Origin of the sequence: Afifella sp. H1R (assembly GCF_021462425.1) — a bacterium.
In the GTDB taxonomy this organism is placed as follows: domain Bacteria; phylum Pseudomonadota; class Alphaproteobacteria; order Rhizobiales; family Afifellaceae; genus Afifella; species Afifella aestuarii.
Genome location: NZ_JAKEDY010000001.1, coordinates 313,024 through 335,605, shown reverse-complemented (window position 1 = coordinate 335,605; position 22,582 = coordinate 313,024). Strand labels below are relative to the sequence as shown.

Below are 22,582 nucleotides of genomic sequence, written 5' to 3'. Positions count from 1 at the left end.
TCCTCACGGCCAACAGAGACGCAGATGCAGCATATCACTCAGGACCAGATCCGCGCCTATGTCGTCGAGGTCGGCACGCGTCAGACCGAGATCCAGAAGCGGCTTCGCGCAGAAACACTCGCCCTGCCGAACGGCCATATGGCGACCACCCCAGCGGCCGGCCAGCTTCTAGCACTGCTTGCCAGGACGATCAGCGCAAGGCGCGTCCTGGAGGTCGGAACCTTTACCGGCTACAGCGCGCTCAGCGTGGCGGCCGTCCTGCCCGAAGACGGCGAGCTCGTCGCTTGCGACAACAGCCCAGCGTGGACTGCCATAGCCCGTCGATATTGGGAGGAGGCCGGGCTCGCCGAACGCATCACCTTGAAGCTTGGGGATGCGACGGAGACCCTCAAGCTCCTTCTCGCGGAGGGCGGCGAGGCCTCCTTCGATTTCGCCACTATCGATGCCGATAAGGAGAATTACGACACCTACTACGAGCTCTGCCTGCGTCTTGTGCGGCCGGGCGGACTTATCGTCTTCGACAACATGTTCTGGGGACGCTCCGTCGCCGATCCGAAGGACAACGCTACCGACACCGTGGCGCTGCGCCGTCTCAACCTGAAGATCCGGGACGATGCCCGGGTCGACATGTCGCTCATTCCGTTCGGCGACGGCACCACCTTCGTCCGGCGGCGCGCATGAGCCTTCCCCCGACACTCTTGCGAACCTTCGGCTTCGCTCTCCTCGCTCTTGTCGCCCTCCCGGCTCCCGCACATGCCGAGATCGTCTTCACCGATATCAAGGGACGCAAGGTCACGCTGGAAAGGCCAGCGCACCACGTCGTCGTCGACGATGCGCGTATGATCATCGCGCTTTCCTTTTTGACCCCTGACCCGGTCGCGCGTCTCGCCGGCTGGCCGCATGACGTCAATCGTCTCGGACAAGCGCAATACACGCAGCTCAAGGCGCGCTTTCCGAAGATCGCCACCCTGCCCAAGGTCAGCGGCAACAACGAGGACATGGCGGTCGAGCCGATGATTGCGGCAAGGCCCGACCTCGTTCTCCTCTCGCTATTCTCCAGGGCTTCGCAGCGCCAGGTCGAACAGCTTCGCGCGGCCGGCATTCCGGTGGCCTTCGTCGACTTCCTGACGGACCCGCTCGCCAATACGGACCGGAGCCTCTTAATCGTCGGCCGCGCAATCGGCCGCGAGCAGGCGGCCAACGCCATCACCGACTTCCGCACCCAGCACATGGATGTGATCCGCGACCGGATCGCCGAAAGCGACGGACTGAGCGCGTCGACGGTCTATATCGAGACCCACGCCTCTTACCAGGAGCCCTGCTGCAACTCGCCCGGCAAAGGCAATCTCGGCCGTTTCATCACGCTTCTCCACGCAAAAAACATCGGAGACGTGCTGGGCGAGCGGCCCTTCGGCCAGATCTCGCTTGAGCATGTCGTGGTCTCCGAGCCCGATGTCTATATCGCCACGGGGGGCGCCTATATGGCGAGCCGCGGTGGTCTCGTCATCGGCAGCGGCATCTCCGAGGACAGGACGGAGGATGCGATGCGGCGCCTCCTCGCACGACCCGGCTTCGCCGAGCTTCCTGCCGTGCGCAACGGACGCGTCCACGGCATGGCCAAACAGCTGTTCGACCCCGTTCTCGACATCCTCGCGCTCGAGCTGATGGCACGCTGGATCCATCCGGAGATCTTCTCCGATCTCGACGTGGAAGCCAGCCGGGACGCCCTCAACCAGATGAGCGCGATCAATCTCGAGGGCCACTACTGGACAGACTGAGAATACCGAAGCTTTGCGCGTGTCGCGCCCGCGGCGGGACGAACGAGCGTCATTGAAGAGGAGGTCTTGATGGACATGATTGCGGCTCTGGCGAACATCGTTCCGGCGAGCGAGTCCGCGGCGGAAAAACAGCCGAGCTTCATCCTCAAAATGGCGGATGAGACCATGCTCGCATACGGCACCAAACACGAGCTGGCCGCCGGTCCCCTCGATGGCTTTTCAGCGCGCGTGGATCGCCATTTCGCGGAGCACGGAGACGGACCGGGCATCCTCGTCGGCGCAATTCCTTTCAACCCGACTCATTCGGCTCATCTCGTCCAGCCGGCCCGCATGCTGCGTGTCCAGGGAGATCACGAGATTGAAGGCATTCCAGGTCTGGCAACAGCCTCGGCACCCGTCATGCGCGTTCCCGTTATCTCCGTCACTCCGGAACCGACGGCAGGTGCGTTCGGCGAGGCGGTGAACGCCGCCATCCGGGCACTGGAAGACACCTCGTCAGGCCTTCACAAGCTTGTTCTGTCCCGCTGCCTTAAGGTCCGCGGTGCCCGATCCTTCTCGGTCGGCGAATTGCTGCGCAGGCTGGCAAGCGATGCGAGTGCCTCCGTCTTCATAACGGCTCTTCCCGACAAAGACGGCAAGCGCCTCCTCATCGGCGCAACACCAGAACTTCTGCTCGACAAGCGTGGACATCGCGTCGTCTCGCATCCGCTCGCAGGTTCTGCGCGCAGGTCACAAGATCCGGCAGAAGACCGTGCGGCCGGCGAACATCTCCTGGCCTCCGCCAAGGATCAACACGAGCATGCCCTCGTCGTGCAAGCCATCATGGACGTGCTGTCGCCCTATTGCACTGAGCTCTCGGCACCAGACGGTACAACCTTGCGCGCCACGGCAAGTCTCTGGCATCTCGGCACACGCCTCGTTGGCCGCCTGCGCGACCCGGCGACGAGCTGTGCGGAGCTCGCCGCACTGCTTCATCCGACGCCAGCAGTCTGCGGCCTGCCGCGGCAAGCGGCCCACGCCGCGATCGGCTCTCTTGAACCCTACGACCGCGGCTTCTACGCCGGCGCGGTCGGCTGGTGCGACGCCTCCGGAGACGGCCGCTGGTTCGTTTCCATCCGTTGCGCGGAGATCCTGGGAGAAGAAGCCCGCCTCTACGCAGGTGCCGGCATCGTCCCGGGCTCGACCGCCGAAGGAGAAATTGCCGAAACCGCCGCAAAATTCTCCGCTATGCTCCACGCCTTTGGGCTTGAGAGCGAAGCTTTCGAGCGAAGGGGCGGCTGATGCTCCCCCTCCGTCAGGTCTGGCCAGACGAACTGATCGATCGCTATCGCCATAAGGGCTACTGGCGCGGCGAAACGATGTCAGGCTTTCTCGCCGAGAAAGCGAACCTCCACCGCGATCGCCCGGCTGTTGTCGGCAGTCACGACGGCGTCCAAATACGTTGGACCTACGCTGAACTTTTGGCACGCACGCAAGCCATTGCAGCGAGCGTGCATGCGCTCGGCTTCCGGCCAGGCGAGCGCATCGTCGTGCAGCTTCCCAACGTGCCCTCCTTCCTGTCCGTCGTGTTCGGCCTCTTCCGCGCCGGCATCGTTCCTGTCTTCGCCCTGCCAGCGCACCGGGAAGCAGAGATCGTGCACTTCGTCCGGAAGTCGGAGGCCGCGGGCTATCTCACGATCGACCGTTTCGCGAAGTTCGACTACCGGGAACTCGCCCGCAACGTCGCCGCCGCAACAGAGCTTCGCCGGATCTTGATCCTGGGCGATAGCCAGGAATTCGTCTCTCTCGACGATACGCCAGGGCCGCCGCATCCGGCCCACACCGCGAGCCCCTCCGACGTCGCTTTCCTTCAAATCTCAGGAGGAAGCACGGGCTTGTCGAAGCTCATTCCACGCACTCACGACGACTATATCTACAGTTTTCGCGCCAGCGCTGAAATCTGCGGTCTTACGCCGGAAAGCGTCTATCTCTGCGCCCTACCAGCGGCCCACAACTTCCCCATGAGCTCGCCGGGGACGTTCGGCGCACTCTATGCCGGAAGCCTCGTGGTGATGGCGCCCTCACCAGCACCGGAAACGGCGTTTCGGCTCATTGAAGAAGAGCGTGTCACCATCACTGGCCTCGTGCCTCCGCTCGCGCTCAACTGGATGCGCGCGGCTCGATCGAGCGACCGCGATCTCTCGAGCCTCCAAATCGTTCAGGTGGGCGGTGCCAAGCTGATACCGGAGGTGGCACGTCGGCTTGGACCGACCCTCGGCTGCAGGCTGCAACAGGTTTTCGGCATGGCCGAAGGGCTCGTCAACTACACGCGCCTCGACGATCCGGAAGAACTCGTGGTGACAACGCAGGGGCGACCAATCTCCGCCGATGACGAAATTCGCATCGTGGACGAGTCGGGCGAGCCCGTACCGGAAGGCAGCGCGGGCCACCTTCTGACGCGGGGACCTTATACGATCCGCAGCTACCACAACGAACCGGAGGCAAACCGCATCTCTTTCACAGCGGACGGTTTCTATCGCACTGGAGACGTCGTCCGACAAACCTCCGATGGCTATCTCATCGTCGAAGGCCGCGCCGTCGACCACATCAACCGGGCAGGCGAAAAGGTCTCCGCTGAGGAGATCGAGGATCACCTTCTCGCCCACCCCCATGTCTTCGACGCCGCCGTCGTCTCCTTGCCCGATCCGTATCTCGGCGAGCGCAGCTGTGCCTTCGTCATTCCCGAAGGTGAGCCGCCGCGCATGATCGAGCTCAAGACCTTCGTGCGCCAGCGAGGTCTCGCCGATTTCAAGGTCCCGGACCAGATCGTGCTGTTGGACGATTTCCACACCACGGCGGTCGGCAAGGTGAGCCGCGCGGAGCTGAGACGACGGCTCCGCGATCAGTACCTGCAAACATCGCAAGAGGGATCATGACGATGGGATTGCCGACAATCGCACCCTACGAGCTGCCAGGACGAGACGAGCTGCCAGGCTCAAGGCTTGGCTGGAACGTCGACGCGAGGCGCGCCGCCCTTCTCATCCACGACATGCAGGCGTACTTCTTACGTCCCTTCGACTATCGCGCGGCGCCGTTCAAACCGTTCATAGACAACATCGCGCGCCTTCGCACGATCTGTCGTCATGCTGGCCTTCCCGTCTTCTATACGGCCCAGCAGGGAGACCAGGATCGCCGCGACCGCGGTCTGCAGGCGGACCTCTGGGGGCCTGGGATGGATCGGAGCTCCGAACACGAAGCGATTCTCGATGCAATCGCCCCGGGTGCGAGCGAAATCGTGCTTCACAAGCACCGCTACAGCGCCTTCCAACGCTCGACGCTGGAAGCTCTAATGAGGGCCCGCGGGCGTGACCAACTCATCATCTGCGGCGTCTATGCCCATATCGGCTGCCTGCTGACGGCCGCCGAGGCCTTCCAGCGCGACATCCAGCCGTTCTTCGTGGCCGACGGCGTCGCCGATTTCTCCCGCCCCCATCACATGCAGGCACTCGACTATATCGCCAGCACCTGCGGGATGATCGCAACGGTGCAGAGCCTCGAAGGCACACTCACGCAAAGGGTGGCAGCATGAGCGGCTGTTTAACCCGCGAGACGATGCGCGCCGACATCGCAGCCGCCATTCATACGCAACCCAACGAAGTGGGCGACGACGACGACCTCATGGATCTCGGGCTCGATTCCATGCGCGCGATGCACCTCGTCCTCCTCTGGCAGGAGCGCGGCCTGGTGCTCGATTTCTCCGAACTCGCCGAAGAGGTGACGCTTTCGGGATGGTGGGCAATCGCCGAACGCCATCTTCATCCACGAAGGGAGGCCGCGGCATGAATCGGTCGATCGCCCGTTCCGAGGATCCAGAGGAGATCCTCGGCTCCTCCCAGATCGTGTCTTTGACGGAGGCCGCCAGCGCGCTCTGGTTCGCTCAAGCGCTCGATCCTGAAAACCCGATCTTCAATACCGGCCAGATCGTGGAGATAGACGGGCCATTGGACGTGGCCGCCTTCGATCGAGCCATCACCGGCCTCGGCGAGGAAGCCGATGCACTCAGAGTGCGCGTTCTCGACCACGAGCGCCAAGTCCTGAAGGGGAACGATCTCTATCTTGAGATCGTCGACTGTTCGAACGATGCTGAGCCGCGCCGTGCCGCGCATACCGGCATCGCCGCAGACATGGATCGCCCGCTCGATCTCGCGCGTGACGCGCCGGTCTGCCAACGTCTGTACAAGCTCGGTACCAAGCGCTTCCTTTGGTACCAGCGCCTGCACCACATCGTCACCGACGGCTTTGCCACCCAGCTTGCGACAGCGCGCGTCGCGGAGCTCTACAACAGCGCCGTCTCCGGCATTCCCGAGGGCCGGCCGCTCTCCTCTCTCGGCCGCGCTCTTGATGCGGAACGTGTTTATCGCGGTTCACCCCAGCGTGACGCCGACAGCAGCTTCTGGAAAGAAACGCTTGCGGAGCTGGACAGCGTCACGGGTATGAAATCCGGCGTAGCACGAACGGCGAGACGCTACGACCACGCCCAGATCCTTCTGGACGAGGCTGTCTGCGCAGATCTCATCGCGATCGAGCAGACGCATCGTCTGTCCTGGCCGGACGTTCTGACGGCATTTTCGGGCGCATATTATGCGCGCCATACGAACGGCGACGAAGCCCTCCTTGGTCTCGCTTTTATGGGGCGCTTCGGTTCACCCGCCGCTCGCGTGCCGACGATGCTCATGAATATCCTGCCTCTCCGCCTGCCTGTCCAAGAGGACGTCCCTCTCGTCGAATGGCTGCAGGACGCAACCATTCGCATGGTGCAGGCACGACGGCATGGCCGCTACCGCCAGGAATGGATCCGACGCGATCTCGGCCTCTCGGGAACACAGCATCGGCTCTACGGTCCTCTCGTCAACATTCTGCCCTTCGACGCCGCCCCGCGGCTCCAGGGAGTAAAGACTGAGCTCACCCCACTTGGAACAGGGCCGGTGGACGACATCACCATTTCGTTCCGCGGCGATCCGAGAAGCCGTCTCGCACTCCAGATCGACACGAACCCGAACCTTTATGGACCCGGCGAATGCGAGACGCACGCGGCACGCCTTACCAACTTCATCCGCGAAGGTCTCCGCGCGTCGCGCCTCGGCCAGAGATTGAAGGAGGTGGCGACTGTCCTGCCGTCGGAGCACGAATGGCTTGTCTCGACTCTCAACGATACCGCTCACCCAGTCGCGACCGGAACACTGACGGAAGCGATCGAGACGGCTTTTACCCGCTTTGCCGACAAGGAGGCGCTGCGCTTCGGCGCGACCTCCCTCACCTATCGGGAACTGGACGAGAGCAGCGGAGCTCTAGCAGAACGGCTGATCGACGCCGGGGCGGGACGCGATCGCCTCGTCGCGGTCGCCTTGCCACGGTCGATCGAGCTCGTCATCGCTCTTTTCGCGATCCTGCGCGCAGGCGCTGCCTATCTCCCGCTCGACGTCACACAGCCCCGTGCGCGACTGGAAAAGATCATGGCATCCTCCCATCCGGTCGCCCTCTTGGCAGATGGGAGAAACGATCTCGAGCATGTGACGACCCTGACGCCCTCCTCCTGGCCGAGACGGCGAGCCGGCCGCCCACTGCCCGAAGTCGCGCCCAGCGACATGGCGTATGTCATCTACACCTCCGGCTCGACCGGAGAACCGAAGGGCGTCGTCGTGGAGCACGCGGCGATCATCAACCGCCTCGAATGGATGGCCGACGCTTACGGCATGGCAGCAGACGACGTCGTTCTTCAGAAGACACCCATGACCTTCGACGTCTCAGTCTGGGAGTTCTTCCTGTCCATCCTCAACGGAGGGACGTTGGCCGTTGCTCCGCCGGAAACCCACAAGGATCCAGTCGCACTTATCAACCTCGTGCGATCCAACGGCGTGACCACCATGCACTTCGTGCCGTCGATGCTCATGTCGTTCCTTGCCGAGCCGAGATCTTCCGGCCTCAAACTGCGCCGCGTCTTCGTCAGTGGCGAGGAACTCACCGCCGATCTCCGCGACTGCTTTCACCAGCACATCGTTGCGGAACTCCACAACCTGTACGGACCGACAGAAGCCGCCGTCGACGTCAGTTATTGGCCGGCAGTCGCAAACGACAGTTCCGCCCCGGTCCCCATCGGCAGGCCCGTCTGGAACACGCGCCTCTATGTGCTCGATCGCCATCTTCGCCCACTCCCGCCGGGCGTTGAAGGACATCTCCACATCGCCGGACGTCAGCTTGCCCGGGAATATCTCGGTCGACCGGATTTGACGAACGAACGCTTCATTCCCGATCCATTCCATCCGGGCGAGCGCATGTATGTGACCGGCGACTTGGCGCGACTTCGCGAAGACGGTGCGATCGTCTATCTCGGCCGCAGCGACCATCAGGTGAAGCTGCGCGGCCTGCGCATCGAGCTCGGTGAGATCGAGACGGCTCTTGCTGCCCATCCGGCCGTTCTGCACGCTGTCGTCGTTCTGCGCGAGGACGAATGGAACGATCCGCGCATCGTCGCTTATGCCACCCTCCGCGACGAGGTGAAGCCTGAGCAGCTGTCCGATTTTCTCCGGGAGCAGGTGCCCGATTATATGCTGCCTTCCGCGATCCTCATCGTAAAGGAGTTGCCTCTTTCCACGGCCGGCAAGCTCGATCGCAAGGCGCTCCCGGCCCCGCCACGTAAAGGCGGGCGCGGGCGCCCGCCAGAGACGGAAACGGAACGGCTCGTTGCCATGCTTTTCAGGCGTGTTCTCAGCCTTGAGAGTGAAGTATCCGCACATGACAATTTCTTTGACCTTGGCGGCCATTCGCTCCTCGCGGTCGAGCTCATGCTGCATCTCCGTGAGACAGCTGGCCGCGACCCCGGTCTCGGAACACTCTTCGAGCATCCAACAGTGGCACGTCTTGCCGCCGCTCTCGACGCAGGCGACGAGGATCATGGCGGCCTCCAGCCGCTTTTAAAGCTGTCCGACGCAGCGGAAGACTGTCCGTTCGTCTTTCTCATCCACCCGGCCGGCGGAATCTCATGGTGTTATGGCAGCCTCGCCCGCGCACTTGCACCGTGCCATCAGGTCTGGGGGATCCAGGCGGAGGCGCTCTCCCCCGACATGCCCGCACCGCGTTCGCTCGAGGCTATGGCGCAGCGTTACGCCGAACACATCGCTTTTCTGACGGGCGGGTGTCCGGTCGCACTCGGCGGCTGGTCGGTCGGAGGCATCCTCGCGCAAACGGTGGCGGTTCGCCTCCAGGCAATGGGCATGTCTGTCGATTTCGTCGTCATGCTCGATTCCTATCCCGCCGATTGCTGGCGCGACGAACCCGACCCCGTGCCGGGTGCGGAGCTGAAGGCGCTTCTCGCCATCGGGGGCCATGACCCGGATGCACTTCCCGATCTGCCGCTGACGCGCGAGGCGGTGACGGCCTTTCTCACGGAAAGCGGTAGCCCGCTCGGGCAGCTTCCCGCCGAGGCCCTCGACGGCATGGTGCGGGCGGTCGGTCTCAATAACCGCTTGGTGCATGAACACCGCCACGAGCTCTTCCGCGGACCGATTTTGCATTTCCGCGCCACGCAAACGCCGGGCCAGCGCTCGCTAGATCCCCAGACATGGCGGCCCTACGCCCTGAACGTCACCGTCCATGACGTAGCGGCTATCCATGCGCACATGACGGGAGCAGAGGCGCTCACCGAGATCGTGCCCGTCATGAGCCAATGGCTCGATATCTTCGCGCCGGCAAAGGAAAACCGACCATGAACCTGAACGGGATCGCCGGGCGGACCGCCCTTGTCACCGGTGCTGCCGGAGGGATCGGCCTTGCAATCACTCGCCTGCTGATTGCGAGCGGCGCGCATGTCATCGCCACCGATGTCGACGTCGCCCTGGTTGTTGAAAACGCATCCGAAGGCCTTTGTGCCAGACAGCTTGATGTCACGCAGAGCGATGCCGTCGACGCTCTGGTGAACGAGGTCGCAGAGACCTGTGACGGGATCGATTTCGGCGTGAGCGTCGCGGGTGTTCTGGGCTTCGCGCCAGTCGCCGAAACGAGCGACCAGGAATGGGCGCGCATCTTTGCTGTCAACACGTCCGGCGTCTTCCACCTCGGCCGCGCGCTCGCACGGATCATGAAGCCGCAAAGGTCTGGCACGATCGTGACCGTAAGCTCCAACGCCGCCGGCATACCGCGCCAGAACATGGCGGCGTATGCCGCATCGAAAGCAGCGGCGACCATGTTCACACGATGCCTCGGGCTGGAACTCGCGCCCTTCGGCATCCGCTGCAACGTCGTTGCGCCGGGCTCTACGCGAACCCCCATGCAAACAAGCCTTTGGGCCGATGGCAACAGCGAGGAGAGAGTCATCGCCGGCGCACTCGATAGCTATCGGACAGGCATCCCCCTGCAGAAGCTCGCGACGCCTGAGGACATTGCACATGCGGTCCTCTTCCTTCTTTCCGAAGAGGCAGGCCATATCGCGCTTGCCAATCTCTATGTCGACGGCGGCGCAACGCTGACGACATGAAACGGGAACAACACGCCTGGGCTCCGCCGCAAGTTCCCCCCACCGTGGTTCGGGCAGACGGTTGCACCGGTGGCCGCCTCATCTCCGAGGAAGGCCGGGCCTACAATATCTTTCTCTATCGGCCCAACGCACCGGCGCCACCGACTGGTTATCCAGTCGTCTTCCTGCTTGACGCCGATACGGACTTCCTGCTCGTGACCGAGACGGTTCGGCGGCTTTCGCGCCGGCCAGCGGCCACCGGCGTTCCGCCTCTTGTCGTGGCTGGGATCGGCTTTCCCGAGGGGGAGCGTGATCTCTCCCGCTACTTCGATCTCACCGAGGGCCCTCCAGCCAATGATCCCTTCCTACGCCTGCACGAGGCGAAATTTGGTGGGGCATCTCTCTTTGCGGCATTCCTTCAAACGACCGTCGCCTCCTATGTCGCCGGCGAGGTTCCGGTCGATCCTGCGAAATCGGTGCTTTTCGGGCATTCTCTTGCCGGCTTCTTCGTGCTCGACAGATTGACCCACGACCCCGGACGCTATTTCGGCTCCATCGCCATCAGCCCATCGATCTGGTGGAACCGCGCACATCTGATGGAGGCACTTCCCCCGATCGGGGCGGCGGGCTCCCTTTACGCTGCGATTGGAGAATGGGAAGAGGAACTCGCCCCGTGGCAGCGCACGACGCTCGCATCGCCGCATTATACCTCGATCCGTCACGAGCGACGCATGGTGAGCAATTTTCGCGAACTCGGCGATCGCCTAACGAAATCAGCCGCGACCTTTTCAGCCCTCTTCGAGACCTATCCCGACGAGGACCATGCAAGCGTCCTGGCAGCGAGCCTCGCCCGAGCGCTGCGTTTCATTTTCACAAAGCAGCGAGACTGACCAACCTTAAAAGCACGATGAAGGGGCTGGACAGAAAAAAGCTCAAGCCACGGCGATTGCGGTCCGGGACCAGCTCCAGCAGACGTCAGATCCGATGGATATGCGGCTGGGCGTAGACGGGGACATGGCTGTGGATTTCGCCGTCCGCCGACGTGCAGATACTGCCCGTGCTCTCCCGACCCACCACAATGCGTATCGGGATCGCCTTGGTGCGCGAGCGCTCCGTCGCCCAAGGCAGCCTGGGAAGACTACGCGGAGCCGTCGCTCCCGCGGCTTGATCCAAGTTGAAGTTTGCGCTGGCCGATCGGTAAGGATCTCGAGATGACGCGCTCTCGTTTCTGGGAAGAACAGACCATCGCCGCCCCTCGGCGGCTCCTAGTCAGGTTCGCCCGGCACATGCTCACTAAGGAGCAGCAGGTCCTTTTCCATGGCCATTTGCGGCTTCACGGACGATCTGTGCCAGTTCCTCTTCCTTGAGCCGCGATTTGACGACGACGCGGACAGAGCGTTCGTCCATCTCCGGCATGTCGCGAGAACTGACCACCACAACCGGCAGATCGGGACGCTGGCTCGCGATCTCGTCGAGCAAGTCCAACCCAGATCCATCCGGCAGGGTCTCCTCGACAATGAGGAGGTCGAAGTGCTGCGCCGCCAGTTGCCGGCGCGCCTCGGCGACGGTGGGCGCACGCGAGAGCTCCAGGCGCTCCTTCAAAAGAGCGGAAAGGATCGCGAAAAAATCGGCATCATCCTCGACATGCAGGGCACGCGGAAGGTGTGGAGATCCTTGCGATGCGTCGATTTTTGCCGCGTCGTCCGATCCGGCAGGCGTCTGACCCTTCACCTTTTCCGGCGCGCTTGTCGACAATGGCAGAGCGACCGTGAATTCCGCACCGGCATCCGGCCTGTTGCGATAGGAGATCGAGCCGTTCATCTGCTCGATGATCTGCCGCGAGATATGCAGGCCAAGGCCGGTCCCCCCCTGCTGCCTGGTGGCGGAGGAATCCGCCTGGCTGAAACGGTTGAAGATCTTGCTCTCAAATTCCGGAGGCACGCCCGCGCCTTCATCGGTGACGGAGATGCGCACCGTCTCGCCGCTCTTGGCGATGGAAACCTCCACAGTTCCCCCGGACGGGGAGAACTTTGCGGCATTCGACAGGAGATTAGAGAAAACCTGCTGCAACCTCCTCGCATCGACCTCGACGGCATAAGCGCCATCCGATTGCATGACAGGCGCTACGTCAAATTTCTCAAAATACGCCTGGTTCGCTTCGACGGATTGCTTGACGAGGTCGTTCAAATCTTCCACGCGCCGATCGAACTGCATCGCACCCGACGTGATCTTCTCCAGATCGAGGATGTCGTTGACGAGTTCGACGAGACGCTCGCAGTTCTTCAGCGCGATGGCGAGAAGATGTGAGATCTTTGGCCCGAGCTGCACCTCCGACGAGCCCAGCACCAGCCCCAAAGAGCCGCGAATGGAGGTCAGAGGCGTGCGAAGTTCGTGACTGACGGTCGCGATGAATTCGCTCTTCGCCCGCTCCGCCTCCTTACGGGCATCGATATCCTGGAACTGAGCGACGAAGTAGCCACTCCGGGTCTGGTGATCCTCGACACGCGACAAGCCGAAGAGACACCAGATCGAGCGTCCGCTCTTGGCGACGAAGCGCCTTTCCACCTGCTGGGTGGCCGCAACGCCATCGAGCAGGTCACGAAGCTTTCCGGGCTCTGACCTGTCGTCGGGATGGATCACACTGGCGAAATCAAGCTCTTCGAATTCCTCCGGCTTGTACCCTAGAAGCGCGCACAGCGTCTCGTTGACCTGCATCCATTGCCCGTCGTCGCTGATCAGCGCCATGCCGACAGGTGCATTCTCGAGAGCCAGGCGGAACCGCTCCTCACTCTCGCGCAGCGCGAGCTCCGTCTCTTTAAGGTGCGTAATGTCCGTTTGCGTGCCGATCATGCGCATCGCTCGACCGGTCTTGTCGCGTTCGATGCCGACCGCTTCCGAGCGCAACCAGATCCAATGGCCGTCTCTGTGCCGAATACGGTACTCCGTCAGCGAGCGGGCAGCCCGGCCCTCGATACATGCCGCGTCGGCCTCTTCCACCGCGGCGCGATCGTCGGGATGTACTCGCTGTCTCCATTCCTCCTGCGGGTCGATATCTTCGTGCTCGCCGAAGCCAAGCATCGCCCGCCATCGACCCGAGACCACGGAGCGACCAGTTTTGAGATCGATATCGAAGACACCGATGGCCGCCGCCTCGATCGCCTGTTGCAGGCGCTGCTCACTGATCGCCAGTTCGCGCGCCACCTTTTGCTGCAAGGTCACATCGCTGATGATGAGCGTATGGCGCAGGTCGCCTGCCTCTGTGCGCCACTCGTTCTTTTGCAGCGTCAGGAAAAGTTCGTCGCCGTTGCGGTTCCGCGTTTCGACCAGCCGGCTGACTTCTCCTTGCTTCTGCGCACTTGCCGCGCCCTCTTTCGACCCAGGAAACAGAGTCGCGATCGTCTGCCCGTCCAATTCGTCCGCCCGATAGCCGAAGATCAGCTCCGTTGCCGGATTGACGGAACGAATGATGCCGTCCTCGTCCAGCACGATCACGCCGGCAAGAGCCGTATCGACGATCGAACGGTTCTGCTGCTCGCGCGCGGCAATCTCCCGCGTCTTCAATTCGACCGTCTCCTGGATCGCCTCCTCGCGACGCGCGTAAGACATCAAGAGCACGCCGAAGAGGAGGGACAGGGCCAGTCCCGCCGCCAGAACGATCGTCGGCTCTTTCGACGCCGCTGTCGCTTCAAAGGCGGGTGTGCTCTCCCAGACGACGGTCCATGTCTTTTCCATCACGGACAGCACTTTGCTGACCTGGAACGCAGGATTGTGTGCGTTGCCTTCAGAGCTTGTATAGATCAACTGGTCAGGATCGGCGGTGCCGCCATCATAGACACTGAGGTTCAACCGCGTGCCCTGGCTTGCCGTCAGGCGATCCATAAAGCGCGGCGCGATGAAAGGCGCGTAAACCCAGCCAACGAACGCATCTCGCCGCTGCTCCATGGTCTCAAGAGGAGCGGAGGCCTCATAAAGCGGCCGAAGCAACAAGAAGCCGGCGCTTTTCGTTTCGTCTTGCACGAGGAAGATTCGACCCGTGATCGTCGCACGCCCGGTATCGCGCGCATGGACGGCCGCGGTACGACGGTTCTGCTCAAACGCGATATCAAGCCCGAACGCCTTCGCGTTCGTCGCAAGAGGCTCGATGAACGTGATCACGAACATCTCGCGATCCGTGGAAGGCTCGGGCTTGATCGTCAGATTGGTTTCGCCGGGTGTCGTGTGCTCGATCAAAAACGCCTGCAGCTCGTCAGGCATGACCGGCTCGATGAACCCAACGCCGTTGATCCCGGGCAGATTGGCCTCGAGACCGAACTCGCTGACGAAAGCCCTCCATTCCGTCTTCGAAACGTAGCTGGAGCCGCTGAAAAGACCCGCTCCGGCGTCCAGCGCCTGCTTGTAGGCGTCCAGCCGGTGCAGCAGTGCCTGTTCGCTGTCTCCCGCCAGAGCCTTGAACGAGGTCAGCCCCTGTTCGAACGCCGCTTCGTTGGTGAACTTCCATGCGTAGAACGTTAATCCGAGGGGAACCAGCAGCGCCACGAGGCCCAGCCTGCTGACCCGGGCGAGCGGGCGTCCGCGGTATCGGGCGCTCCACGGGCGCAAAGGGCTGATCATGGCCAAGGGTAGGACGAGCAGGATTCCCGCAACGTCCCCGATCCACCATGTGATCCAATTGGAAAGGGCAGCCGATCCGCCGGTGATACCGGCCCCCATAAGGCTTGCTACGCCGACGCTCGCACCAATGAGACACGGCAAAAGGGCCGCGCGCAGGGTAAACGGAATGAAGTCTCGCATCCCCTCCAAGGCGAAGGGCATCCCGAAGCGCCGCCGAAGAAGTTGGACAGCGAGGAGCGATTGCACCGTCGACCCGGTGGCGATGCAAACAGCAACACCCAGCGCCGACCAGTCGGGCCCCTGCACACCGAAAGCGTTTCCAATTACGGCATTTACCGCGAATGCCCCCAGAAACACGCCGGGCCATAGCCGGTGACCATAAAACAGAAGCGCAGAAACCGCGATTCCCGATGCCGGCCAGATCAACGTCGCATAGCCTGGGGGCACGGCCAAACGCAGGCCGAGCCAACCGAAAAGCGCATAAAGGACGGCCGCGACAGCCGCGCGGTAAATGTCGGTTCGAGACATGAGTCGCAGATAAAGCATGCCTAGCTTGCGCGTCGCTGGCGACACAACTCAAGCGTGATGATTGAAAATGCTTCGCTAAAACGGGATTTCATCATCCCTGCCGATGAGCTGACAGGCGCCTCTTAGCTCTTGTTCTCCGTCCTCAAGATCAAGCGATCCAGCAAATCAGGCCGCCCCGGTCCCGTGCCGTTGATCAACAGGACGGGCCGATCCGGCTCTATTACCCAACAGAAAAAACTTCCGAGCCGAATCGGGAGATCATCTTGTGCATTCACCCGCGTCGCGACCCATTGAAATTACATGACTAAAATCCAAATTGAGGTAGAATAATGCTGCTCGATTCGGACCAGACATATTTATGAGACATTAAATTGATTTCGAAGAAAATCGTACGGATGATTTTCCTTTCGAATTCGTGACGAGCCTAGACATATGTCGTGCTGTAAAGAGGACCGCGGCGATTGAGACTTAGCTGTGAAGCAAGGCCGACCTGAACAGATAGAGGCATATCCTGAAAAGAGCGCGGATACTTTACGTCGACGACGAGCCCGACATCCGGGAAATCGCCAGCATGTCCCTGGAACTCGACCCCCAGTTGGACGTGCGGACGTGTGCCTGCGGCCAGGACGCGCTCGAGACTGCGCGCGAGTGGCAGCCCGATCTCATTTTGCTCGATGCGATGATGCCGGAAATGGACGGGCCGCAGACGTTGGCAGCCCTCAAGGCAAAAGGCGACACGAGCGGCATCTCGGTCGTGTTCATCACCGCCCGTACGCAGACATCTGAGGTCGAGCACTTCATCGAGCTCGGGGCCGTAGGCGTCATTGCCAAACCCTTCGACCCGATGGGTCTTGCGGGCCTTGTACAGCAATACCTGCAGAAGCCGGATGCCTAGGTTTTGGAAGGCTGAGACGGCGCAAAGGCTGAAGGCGGTTGTTTGCGGGTTTTTCTGCGCATGCATGACTGCGGGCATCGCCATGGCCGATGAGGGAGCGCCTGGAGGCGGACCTACCACATCGATCCTCTGGCGCGAAAACGTCGCGCCGTTCGCCGAAGCGCCAGCCCGCGTCGTCATCGAAGGCGTCGAAGAGGAAAGCGGCTTCGAACCGCGGCTGGCGCGTCTCGTCGAAACTCCGAAGCCCGCATCGTCGGCCCCGCCGCGCATGCTTGCACTTGAAACAAACCTCCTTCGACAAATGAATGTTCGCCCTTTCGGCGAGGAGGAACGCGCGACGTCGCACAAGAACGGATCTCAGCTGGAGCTGCGCTGCCAGGCAGGACAGAGCCCTGCGGGCTTCGTCCTGTCTGCGCCGAATTCCCGCCTGCCCCGCGGCCTCCACCTTGCCGCCGTGGCCACATTGTCCGGCGGGCAAGGCTTCGGATTGTCGCTTGTGCCCAAGGGCGAGGATGCGCCGGGAATACCACAGGCAAAGTTGCACACCGGCGAGATCCGACTGCCCCTTCCCTTGCTGCAATCCGCAGCGGAGGCCAATCAGCGCGACGTCGTGATCACCTGTCCTGAAAACGCCGCGACAGCGACGCTTCAGGAATTCGCCCTTGTGCCACAAGCGCCACAAGCCGAGTCCGCCACTTCGGCTGCCGCAGGTCAGGTCGGCACATGGATCTGGGACATCGAACCCTTTCTCCAAGATCCGGATGCGCTGCTTGCTTTCGCGCGCAACGAGCAACTGAGTGAGCTCTATCTTCAGCTGCCGCTTCCCATCGAATCTCCGTCGCAGATGGCGGCATTGGATCGGCTACACGAAACCCTGACGGCGGCAGGCATCGCGGTCATCGCCGTCGAAGGCGATCCGGAGATGGTCCTTCCTTCCGGCAGACAGAACGCTCTCGCGCGCCTTCAGGCCCTCCGCAAGATCGAGCCGAAGATCCCGCTGACGGCCCTGCAATATGATATCGAGCCTTACCTCCTGCCCGCTCTGGGGCGCGATCTCCCTGCGGCGTGGACCGCATGGACGGAGACGGTCCTTGCCCTCTCGCAGGCATGGGATGGCCCGGTTGGCGTGGTTCTGCCGTTCTGGATGCTGGAGTCGAAAGGCGGACTGAAGGCTCTCGATCGTACAGCCGCTTCGCTCGCCGCTGTTACGGTCATGGCCTATCGCACCGACGCCAGTGAAATCGTCGCGATCAGCGAGCCTTGGCTGGCCTGGGGTGGCCGCTCCGGCGTGCCGATCCGAATTGCCGTCGAAAACGGCCCCCTTGAGCAGGAGGTCCACCAGGTCTACCTGAGAGCGAAAGAGGGGACGCTACGACTCGCGTCTGGCGGGAAAGAAGCTTCGGCAGAGCTCCTTACTGAACCCGTACCGGAGAGGTCGGATGCCCCCGTCTACCGTTTCAGCCACGAGGTACGGGTGGACATGGCGCGCATCAGTTTCCTCAATGACACAAACAAACTCACGTCCGCGCGCGCGCATCTGAAGCGTCTTCTTTCTGCCTGGCCGGTCTTTGCGGGCCTCGCGATTCACGATTTGCAGCAAGCGCGCCGCAAGGGACCGGAACAAGCAAGGATCCCCGAGCAATGAGCTCCCAGCCACTCATCCTCATCTGCGATGACGACCCACTCCTGATCGAACTGATGGAGTTCCGTCTTCGTGCCAAGGGCTATGCCGTCACAACCGCCACCGATGGCGAAGAAGCCTTCGCGAAAGTGTCCTCTGAACGGCCATCGATCGTCGTACTCGACGCGATGATGCCCAAGCTCGATGGCTTCGACGTTCTCAACCGCATCAAGCAGGATCCCGAGCTGAAGGACATTCCGGTGGTGATGCTCACCGCGCGCAAGAACGAACGCGACATCGTCTCGGCACTGGAACGTGGTGCCGAAGACTATCTCGTGAAGCCCTTCATTCCCGATGAATTGATGGCACGCTTGTCGAAGCTGATCGCCCGGCAGACACCGAGGGCGTGATGCCGGTCGTCGCCCCGCCCCATGCCATTCTGCTCGGCCTCTCCCTGGCCTTTTGCAGCGTGGCTCCGGCCGGAGCGCAGCAACCCGAAACGCTTTATGAGGAGGGGCTTCGTCACCGCCTCGAAGGCCGTTTCGAAGACGCGGCACGCGCACTGCAGGAGGCTTTGAACCAGCAGCCTGAAAATGTCGACGCGCTGGTGCAGCTCGGCTTCGTTCAACTCGCCCAGGGAAAGAACGAGGATGCCCGCGAGACATTCGAACGCGTACTCGTCCTGTCGCCCGGTTACGGGGATGCACGCTATGGTCTCGCCCAGACCGCCTTCCGCAACGGCGACCTCGAAGAGGCTCAATCCCTTGTGAGCGAGGTTCTCGCAGCACAGCCGGACAATGCGGATGCACAGGCTCTTGCCGTGAACATCGCGCGCGCCCGGGAAGCTGAAAACGCGAGAGCCTCTCCGCCCCCCGAACCCGTCCCAGTGGCGAAACCTGCACCGACAGGGCCGTCGGAAGAAGAGATCGCGTTGGCGAAGCGCCAGCGTCTCGCGGCTCTTGTCGCCGAGGCGACCCGGCTTCGGCTTGAAGGCCGCTTCGCCCCGGCCGAGGCCCGCTATCGCCAGGCCCTGTCGCTCGCGCCCGACGATGCCGACACCCTGGTGGCGCTCGGGCTCGTGACCGCGAGCCAGGACAAGCTAGCGGAGGCCCGTGATTTCTTCGGGCGAGCGCTCAGGCTCGCGCCCTCCTATACAGATGCCAGGCTCGGTCTCGCTCGGCTTGCCCTGCGCGCCGACGACACCGCTGAAGCACGGCGCCTTGCCGAGGAAGCAAAAGCGCGCGATCCGGAGAGCATCGAAGCGGAGCTTCTTCTCGCCCGCATCGACATCGCGGACGGCGCTCTTCATTCGGCGGATGCACGCTACGAGGCGCTCGCCCGGCGCACCAACGACAACGCCCAGGTCATGGTCGGCTTGGGCGACACCCGGTTCCGGCAATGGCGCTTCGACGAGGCCCGAACCGCCTACGAGCGAGCATATGAGATCGCTCCCGGCGACCCCGTGACGGCAGAGAGGCTTCAGCGTGAACCGCCGAAACGCTGGCGTTTCACGGCGGGAAGCGAGTACAGCGCCCTGACCGAAGGCCGGCCGCACTGGACCGACAGCGTCGCGGTGCTCTCCTACCGCCTATCCCCCGCCGCGACCGTGACGGGAGAGACACGGCTCGCCACCCGCAACAATTCGACCGACCTGCAGATCGCCACGCGCGTCGACTACGCCTTTTCCGACGCCTTCTCGGCCAACGCCTCCGTCGCCGCTACGCCGCGCGCCGATTTTCTGGCCCGCGTCGCGCTCGGGGCCGGCATGACCTGGCGCCTCGTCGAAGACGGTCCGGCCGGCGGCCCACTTTTTCTGGAAATGCAGTCACGGCACGAATTCTTCGCCGACAGCGAAGTCACCTCTCTCTTCCCCGCCATTAAGGCTGCTATCGGCGACGAACGCCTCACCTTCAAAGTGACCTGGGTGCATGCCCGCGACGACGAGCGCACGGTGGCGAACGGCTACATCTTGCGCAGCGATCTTGCCGCCACAGACAGGCTCCGGCTCTTCGCCGGCTATGCCGACGCCCCGGAAATATCGGAAGGCAGTCTGTTCGAGACCCGCACGTTCTTCGGCGGAGTCTCCTTCGATCCGGTGGATTGGGTAACGATCAACGCCGCCATCGCGCACGAGCGGCGTGATGCCTTCGAGCGCAACAGCTTCGCTCTTAACTTTTCGACCCGGTTCTAGGCGATGCTTTACGGAATCTGGAACCTCTCCGTTGCGCTTGCACTCGCATCGATTTTCATCTTGCTAGGCCTGATCATGGTGCGCGTCGTCGACATGCGCCGTGCCACACGCCGCGCTGCGCAACGCAAACGCTTCTTTAGCGCCCTGATCCGCTTCTCCGCGGATGGTGAAGATACCGCACTCAAACGCGTCATCGCCGAAACGCCGAACCCCATTGTCCTCGATGCCGGCTTTGAGTTTCTGGCAATGCTGCGTGGCGACGAACGCGCCCGCACAGAGGCAGTTTTTGCCGAGGCGGGCGTGCCGGATTACATCCGCCGCCGCTTGCGGCGTGCCAACGAGGCGGAGCGCATTTTTGCTGCCGAAGCTCTCGCGTCCTTTCCTGGAGAGACGACGATTGCGGCGCTCAACCGGGCACTCGGAGATCGGACACGAGAGGTACGGCTCGCCGCGGCGATCTCGCTCAATGGTCTGGGACAATCGCCCGCGCTCGCCGAGCTGATGGAGAAGATCGGCGCCGGCGGCCAGCGCTCGCGTCGCCTTGTCGAATTGCTGCGCACCATCCCACAGGAAAAGGCCCCCGAGCTCGTCGATTTCGCAGCGCGCGAAGATGCCCCTCCGTTTTCTCGAGCCGCAGCGATCGAGGCACTCTCCCATAGCGCCGATCCGCAGCTCATGCCCTTCTTTTCCAATCTCGCGTCGGCAGATGAGCCGGAAATCGTCGCTGCCGCAATCCGCGGACTTGGCCGCTTCGGCCATCCTTCGGTCCTGCCCACGGTGCTCGCCGCCACGAAAAGCACGGACTGGCAGGTGCGATATGAAGCCGCCGAAGTGGCCGCAGCATTTCCGTCGCCAGACATGATCGAGCCTCTGGCTGCCCTCCTCAGCGACCCGGAATGGTCCGTCCGCTATGCCGCGGGCAAAGGGCTGAGGAATCTCGGCACGGCCGGGCGGGACAGGCTTATCGCATTCGCCGAAGGAACCGCCTCCCGCGGCCAGCGCACTGCCTCCATGGTGCTCCAGGAGGGAAGCCGGGCATGAGCGACTTCGTCCTCGCAGACTTCCTGCTCCAGGGCACCCGCGTTATCGCCTGGGCCGTTGTCGCATCGGGCCTTGCTCAATCAGCTGTCTATATCTTTCAGCTCGTCATGGCCGGGGCGACCTTTTACCAGCGGCCATCCGTCGCCCGCTCGTCGCTCCTCTGGCACCGCTACAGCGATGTCGCCCCGCCGATCGCCCTCATCGTGCCGGCCTACAACGAGCAGCTCAACATCATCTCGACCGTCTATTCGCTGCTTTCTATCGAGTATCCAAGCTACGAGGTCATCGTCGTCAACGACGGTTCCAAGGACGAGACCCTGTCGCGTCTTCTCCAAACCTTTGACATGGCGGAGTTCCAGCGTCCTCACGATACCGCCCTGCCCCACGCGCCCATCCGCAACATTTACAGCTCACGCAACAACGACCGGCTTTTCGTCATCGACAAGGAAAATGGCGGCAAGGCAGATGCCCAGAATGCCGGCATCAATCTCTGTCGCGCGCCGCTCTTCTGCGTCGTCGATGGCGATTCCATCGTCGAACCGGATGCTCTGATGCGCGTCGCACAGCCCTTCATCGAAGATCCGGACCGCACGATCGGCGTCGGCGGGACGATCCGCATCGCCAACAATTCCCTCGTCGATGCAGGGCGGATCAGCGAGGTGCGCCTGCCTGAGCGCATTCTGCCGCTCTTCCAGGTGGTTGAGTATATCCGCGCCTTCTTGATGGCACGGGTCGCCTGGAGCCGCATCAACACGCTGATGCTGGTCTCCGGCGCTTTCGGAGTGTTCCGGCGTCACGAGGTCATTGAAGTCGGTGGCTACACGCCGGGTTCGATGGGGGAGGACCTCGATCTCGTCATCAAGCTGCATCGCAGCATGATCGAGAAGAAGCAGGATTACCGGATCACCTTCGTGCCCGAGCCCGTATGCTGGACGGAGGCTCCGGAAACTTGGTCGGTACTCGGGCGGCAACGTGCGCGCTGGCAGCGGGGCGCGCTCGAATGCTTCTTTCGCTACCGTCATATGGCTTTCAATCCGCGTTACGGTCGGATCGGTTTTCTCGGTTTCGGCCAAATGTTCATCGTCGACGTGTTGGGCCCGATCGTGGAAGTGCTGGGCTATATCCTCATGCCCACCTTCTATTTCCTCGGAGGTCTCTCCGTGGACTACCTCCTCGCCTACACCGCCCTCGTCTTCGTCTTCGGCATTTTCATCAGCGTCGGCTCGCTGGTTTTGGAAGAGCTCGAACTCAAGCGCTTCCCGACCCCCCGAAGTCTTTTCATTCTGGCGATGGCCGCCATCATCGAGAACTTCGGCTATCGCCAGATCAACAATTATTGGCGCCTGAAGGGCGTATGGCAGTATCTCCGCTCCGATAACAGCTGGGGCGAGATGACGCGCATCGGATTCAAGTCGGGCTCTGCGTAAGA

The 22,582-nt window shown here is 62.5% G+C and carries 16 protein-coding genes; 15 read left to right on the top strand and 1 reads right to left on the bottom strand.

The window, feature by feature from the left end; genetic code table 11:
- Nucleotides 1–24 precede the first annotated feature (24 nt).
- From L0F51_RS01550 to L0F51_RS01510, 9 genes are all read left to right on the top strand, one after another.
- Entirely contained in the window at nt 25–681 is a 657-nt protein-coding gene (locus tag L0F51_RS01550) for an O-methyltransferase (RefSeq protein ID WP_234627648.1), read from the top strand.
- Entirely contained in the window at nt 678–1,778 is a 1,101-nt protein-coding gene (locus L0F51_RS01545) for an ABC transporter substrate-binding protein (protein WP_234627647.1), read from the top strand. Before L0F51_RS01550 ends, L0F51_RS01545 begins: the two co-directional genes overlap by 4 nt.
- Before the next feature lie 69 nt (nt 1,779–1,847).
- Nucleotides 1,848–3,059, top strand: a complete 1,212-nt coding sequence (locus L0F51_RS01540) for an isochorismate synthase MenF (RefSeq protein ID WP_234627646.1) — start codon at nt 1,848–1,850, stop codon at nt 3,057–3,059.
- Entirely contained in the window at nt 3,059–4,693 is a 1,635-nt protein-coding gene (locus tag L0F51_RS01535; RefSeq protein ID WP_234627645.1) for a (2,3-dihydroxybenzoyl)adenylate synthase, read from the top strand. The genes L0F51_RS01540 and L0F51_RS01535 overlap by 1 nt, the downstream gene beginning before the upstream one ends.
- The gene (locus L0F51_RS01530; protein ID WP_234627644.1) at nt 4,690–5,346 is read left to right on the top strand and encodes an isochorismatase family protein; all 657 of its coding nucleotides are present in this window, start codon (nt 4,690–4,692) and stop codon (nt 5,344–5,346) included. The genes L0F51_RS01535 and L0F51_RS01530 overlap by 4 nt, the downstream gene beginning before the upstream one ends.
- Nucleotides 5,343–5,600, top strand: a complete 258-nt coding sequence (locus L0F51_RS01525; protein ID WP_234627643.1) for a phosphopantetheine-binding protein — start codon at nt 5,343–5,345, stop codon at nt 5,598–5,600. Before L0F51_RS01530 ends, L0F51_RS01525 begins: the two co-directional genes overlap by 4 nt.
- A complete protein-coding gene (locus L0F51_RS01520) occupies nt 5,597–9,523 on the top strand; it encodes a non-ribosomal peptide synthetase (protein WP_234627642.1) in 3,927 nt (1,308 codons plus the stop codon). The genes L0F51_RS01525 and L0F51_RS01520 overlap by 4 nt, the downstream gene beginning before the upstream one ends.
- A complete protein-coding gene (locus tag L0F51_RS01515) occupies nt 9,520–10,287 on the top strand; it encodes a 2,3-dihydro-2,3-dihydroxybenzoate dehydrogenase (protein ID WP_234627641.1) in 768 nt (255 codons plus the stop codon). Before L0F51_RS01520 ends, L0F51_RS01515 begins: the two co-directional genes overlap by 4 nt.
- On the top strand, nt 10,284–11,156 hold the full coding sequence (locus tag L0F51_RS01510; protein WP_234627640.1) for an alpha/beta hydrolase: 873 nt from the start codon (nt 10,284–10,286) through the stop codon (nt 11,154–11,156). Before L0F51_RS01515 ends, L0F51_RS01510 begins: the two co-directional genes overlap by 4 nt.
- Nucleotides 11,157–11,559: 403 nt before the next feature.
- On the opposite strand, the gene L0F51_RS01505 is transcribed toward L0F51_RS01510, so the two are convergent.
- Entirely contained in the window at nt 11,560–15,405 is a 3,846-nt protein-coding gene (locus L0F51_RS01505; protein ID WP_234629297.1) for a PAS domain S-box protein, read from the bottom strand.
- Nucleotides 15,406–15,913: 508 nt separating this feature from the next.
- On the opposite strand from L0F51_RS01505, the gene L0F51_RS01500 reads away from it, so the two are divergent.
- The 6 genes from L0F51_RS01500 to L0F51_RS01475 all read left to right on the top strand — a co-directional run bounded on the left by L0F51_RS01500 (nt 15,914) and on the right by L0F51_RS01475 (nt 22,580).
- Nucleotides 15,914–16,300 carry a response regulator gene (locus L0F51_RS01500; RefSeq protein ID WP_370642361.1) on the top strand — a complete coding sequence of 129 codons (387 nt, stop codon included), beginning with the start codon at nt 15,914–15,916 and terminating at the stop codon, nt 16,298–16,300.
- Between the two features lie 268 nt (nt 16,301–16,568).
- Nucleotides 16,569–17,945 (top strand): hypothetical protein, encoded by a 1,377-nt coding sequence (locus L0F51_RS01495; protein WP_234627638.1) that lies wholly within the window; start codon nt 16,569–16,571, stop codon nt 17,943–17,945.
- Nucleotides 17,942–18,331, top strand: coding sequence for a response regulator transcription factor (locus tag L0F51_RS01490; RefSeq protein ID WP_234627637.1), 390 nt, complete (start codon nt 17,942–17,944; stop codon nt 18,329–18,331). Before L0F51_RS01495 ends, L0F51_RS01490 begins: the two co-directional genes overlap by 4 nt.
- On the top strand, nt 18,331–20,112 hold the full coding sequence (locus L0F51_RS01485; protein WP_234627636.1) for a tetratricopeptide repeat protein: 1,782 nt from the start codon (nt 18,331–18,333) through the stop codon (nt 20,110–20,112). Before L0F51_RS01490 ends, L0F51_RS01485 begins: the two co-directional genes overlap by 1 nt.
- Before the next feature lie 3 nt (nt 20,113–20,115).
- Nucleotides 20,116–21,153 carry a HEAT repeat domain-containing protein gene (locus L0F51_RS01480; RefSeq protein ID WP_234627635.1) on the top strand — a complete coding sequence of 346 codons (1,038 nt, stop codon included), beginning with the start codon at nt 20,116–20,118 and terminating at the stop codon, nt 21,151–21,153.
- Nucleotides 21,150–22,580 carry a glycosyltransferase family 2 protein gene (locus L0F51_RS01475; protein WP_234627634.1) on the top strand — a complete coding sequence of 477 codons (1,431 nt, stop codon included), beginning with the start codon at nt 21,150–21,152 and terminating at the stop codon, nt 22,578–22,580. Before L0F51_RS01480 ends, L0F51_RS01475 begins: the two co-directional genes overlap by 4 nt.
- Nucleotides 22,581–22,582 lie beyond the last annotated feature (2 nt).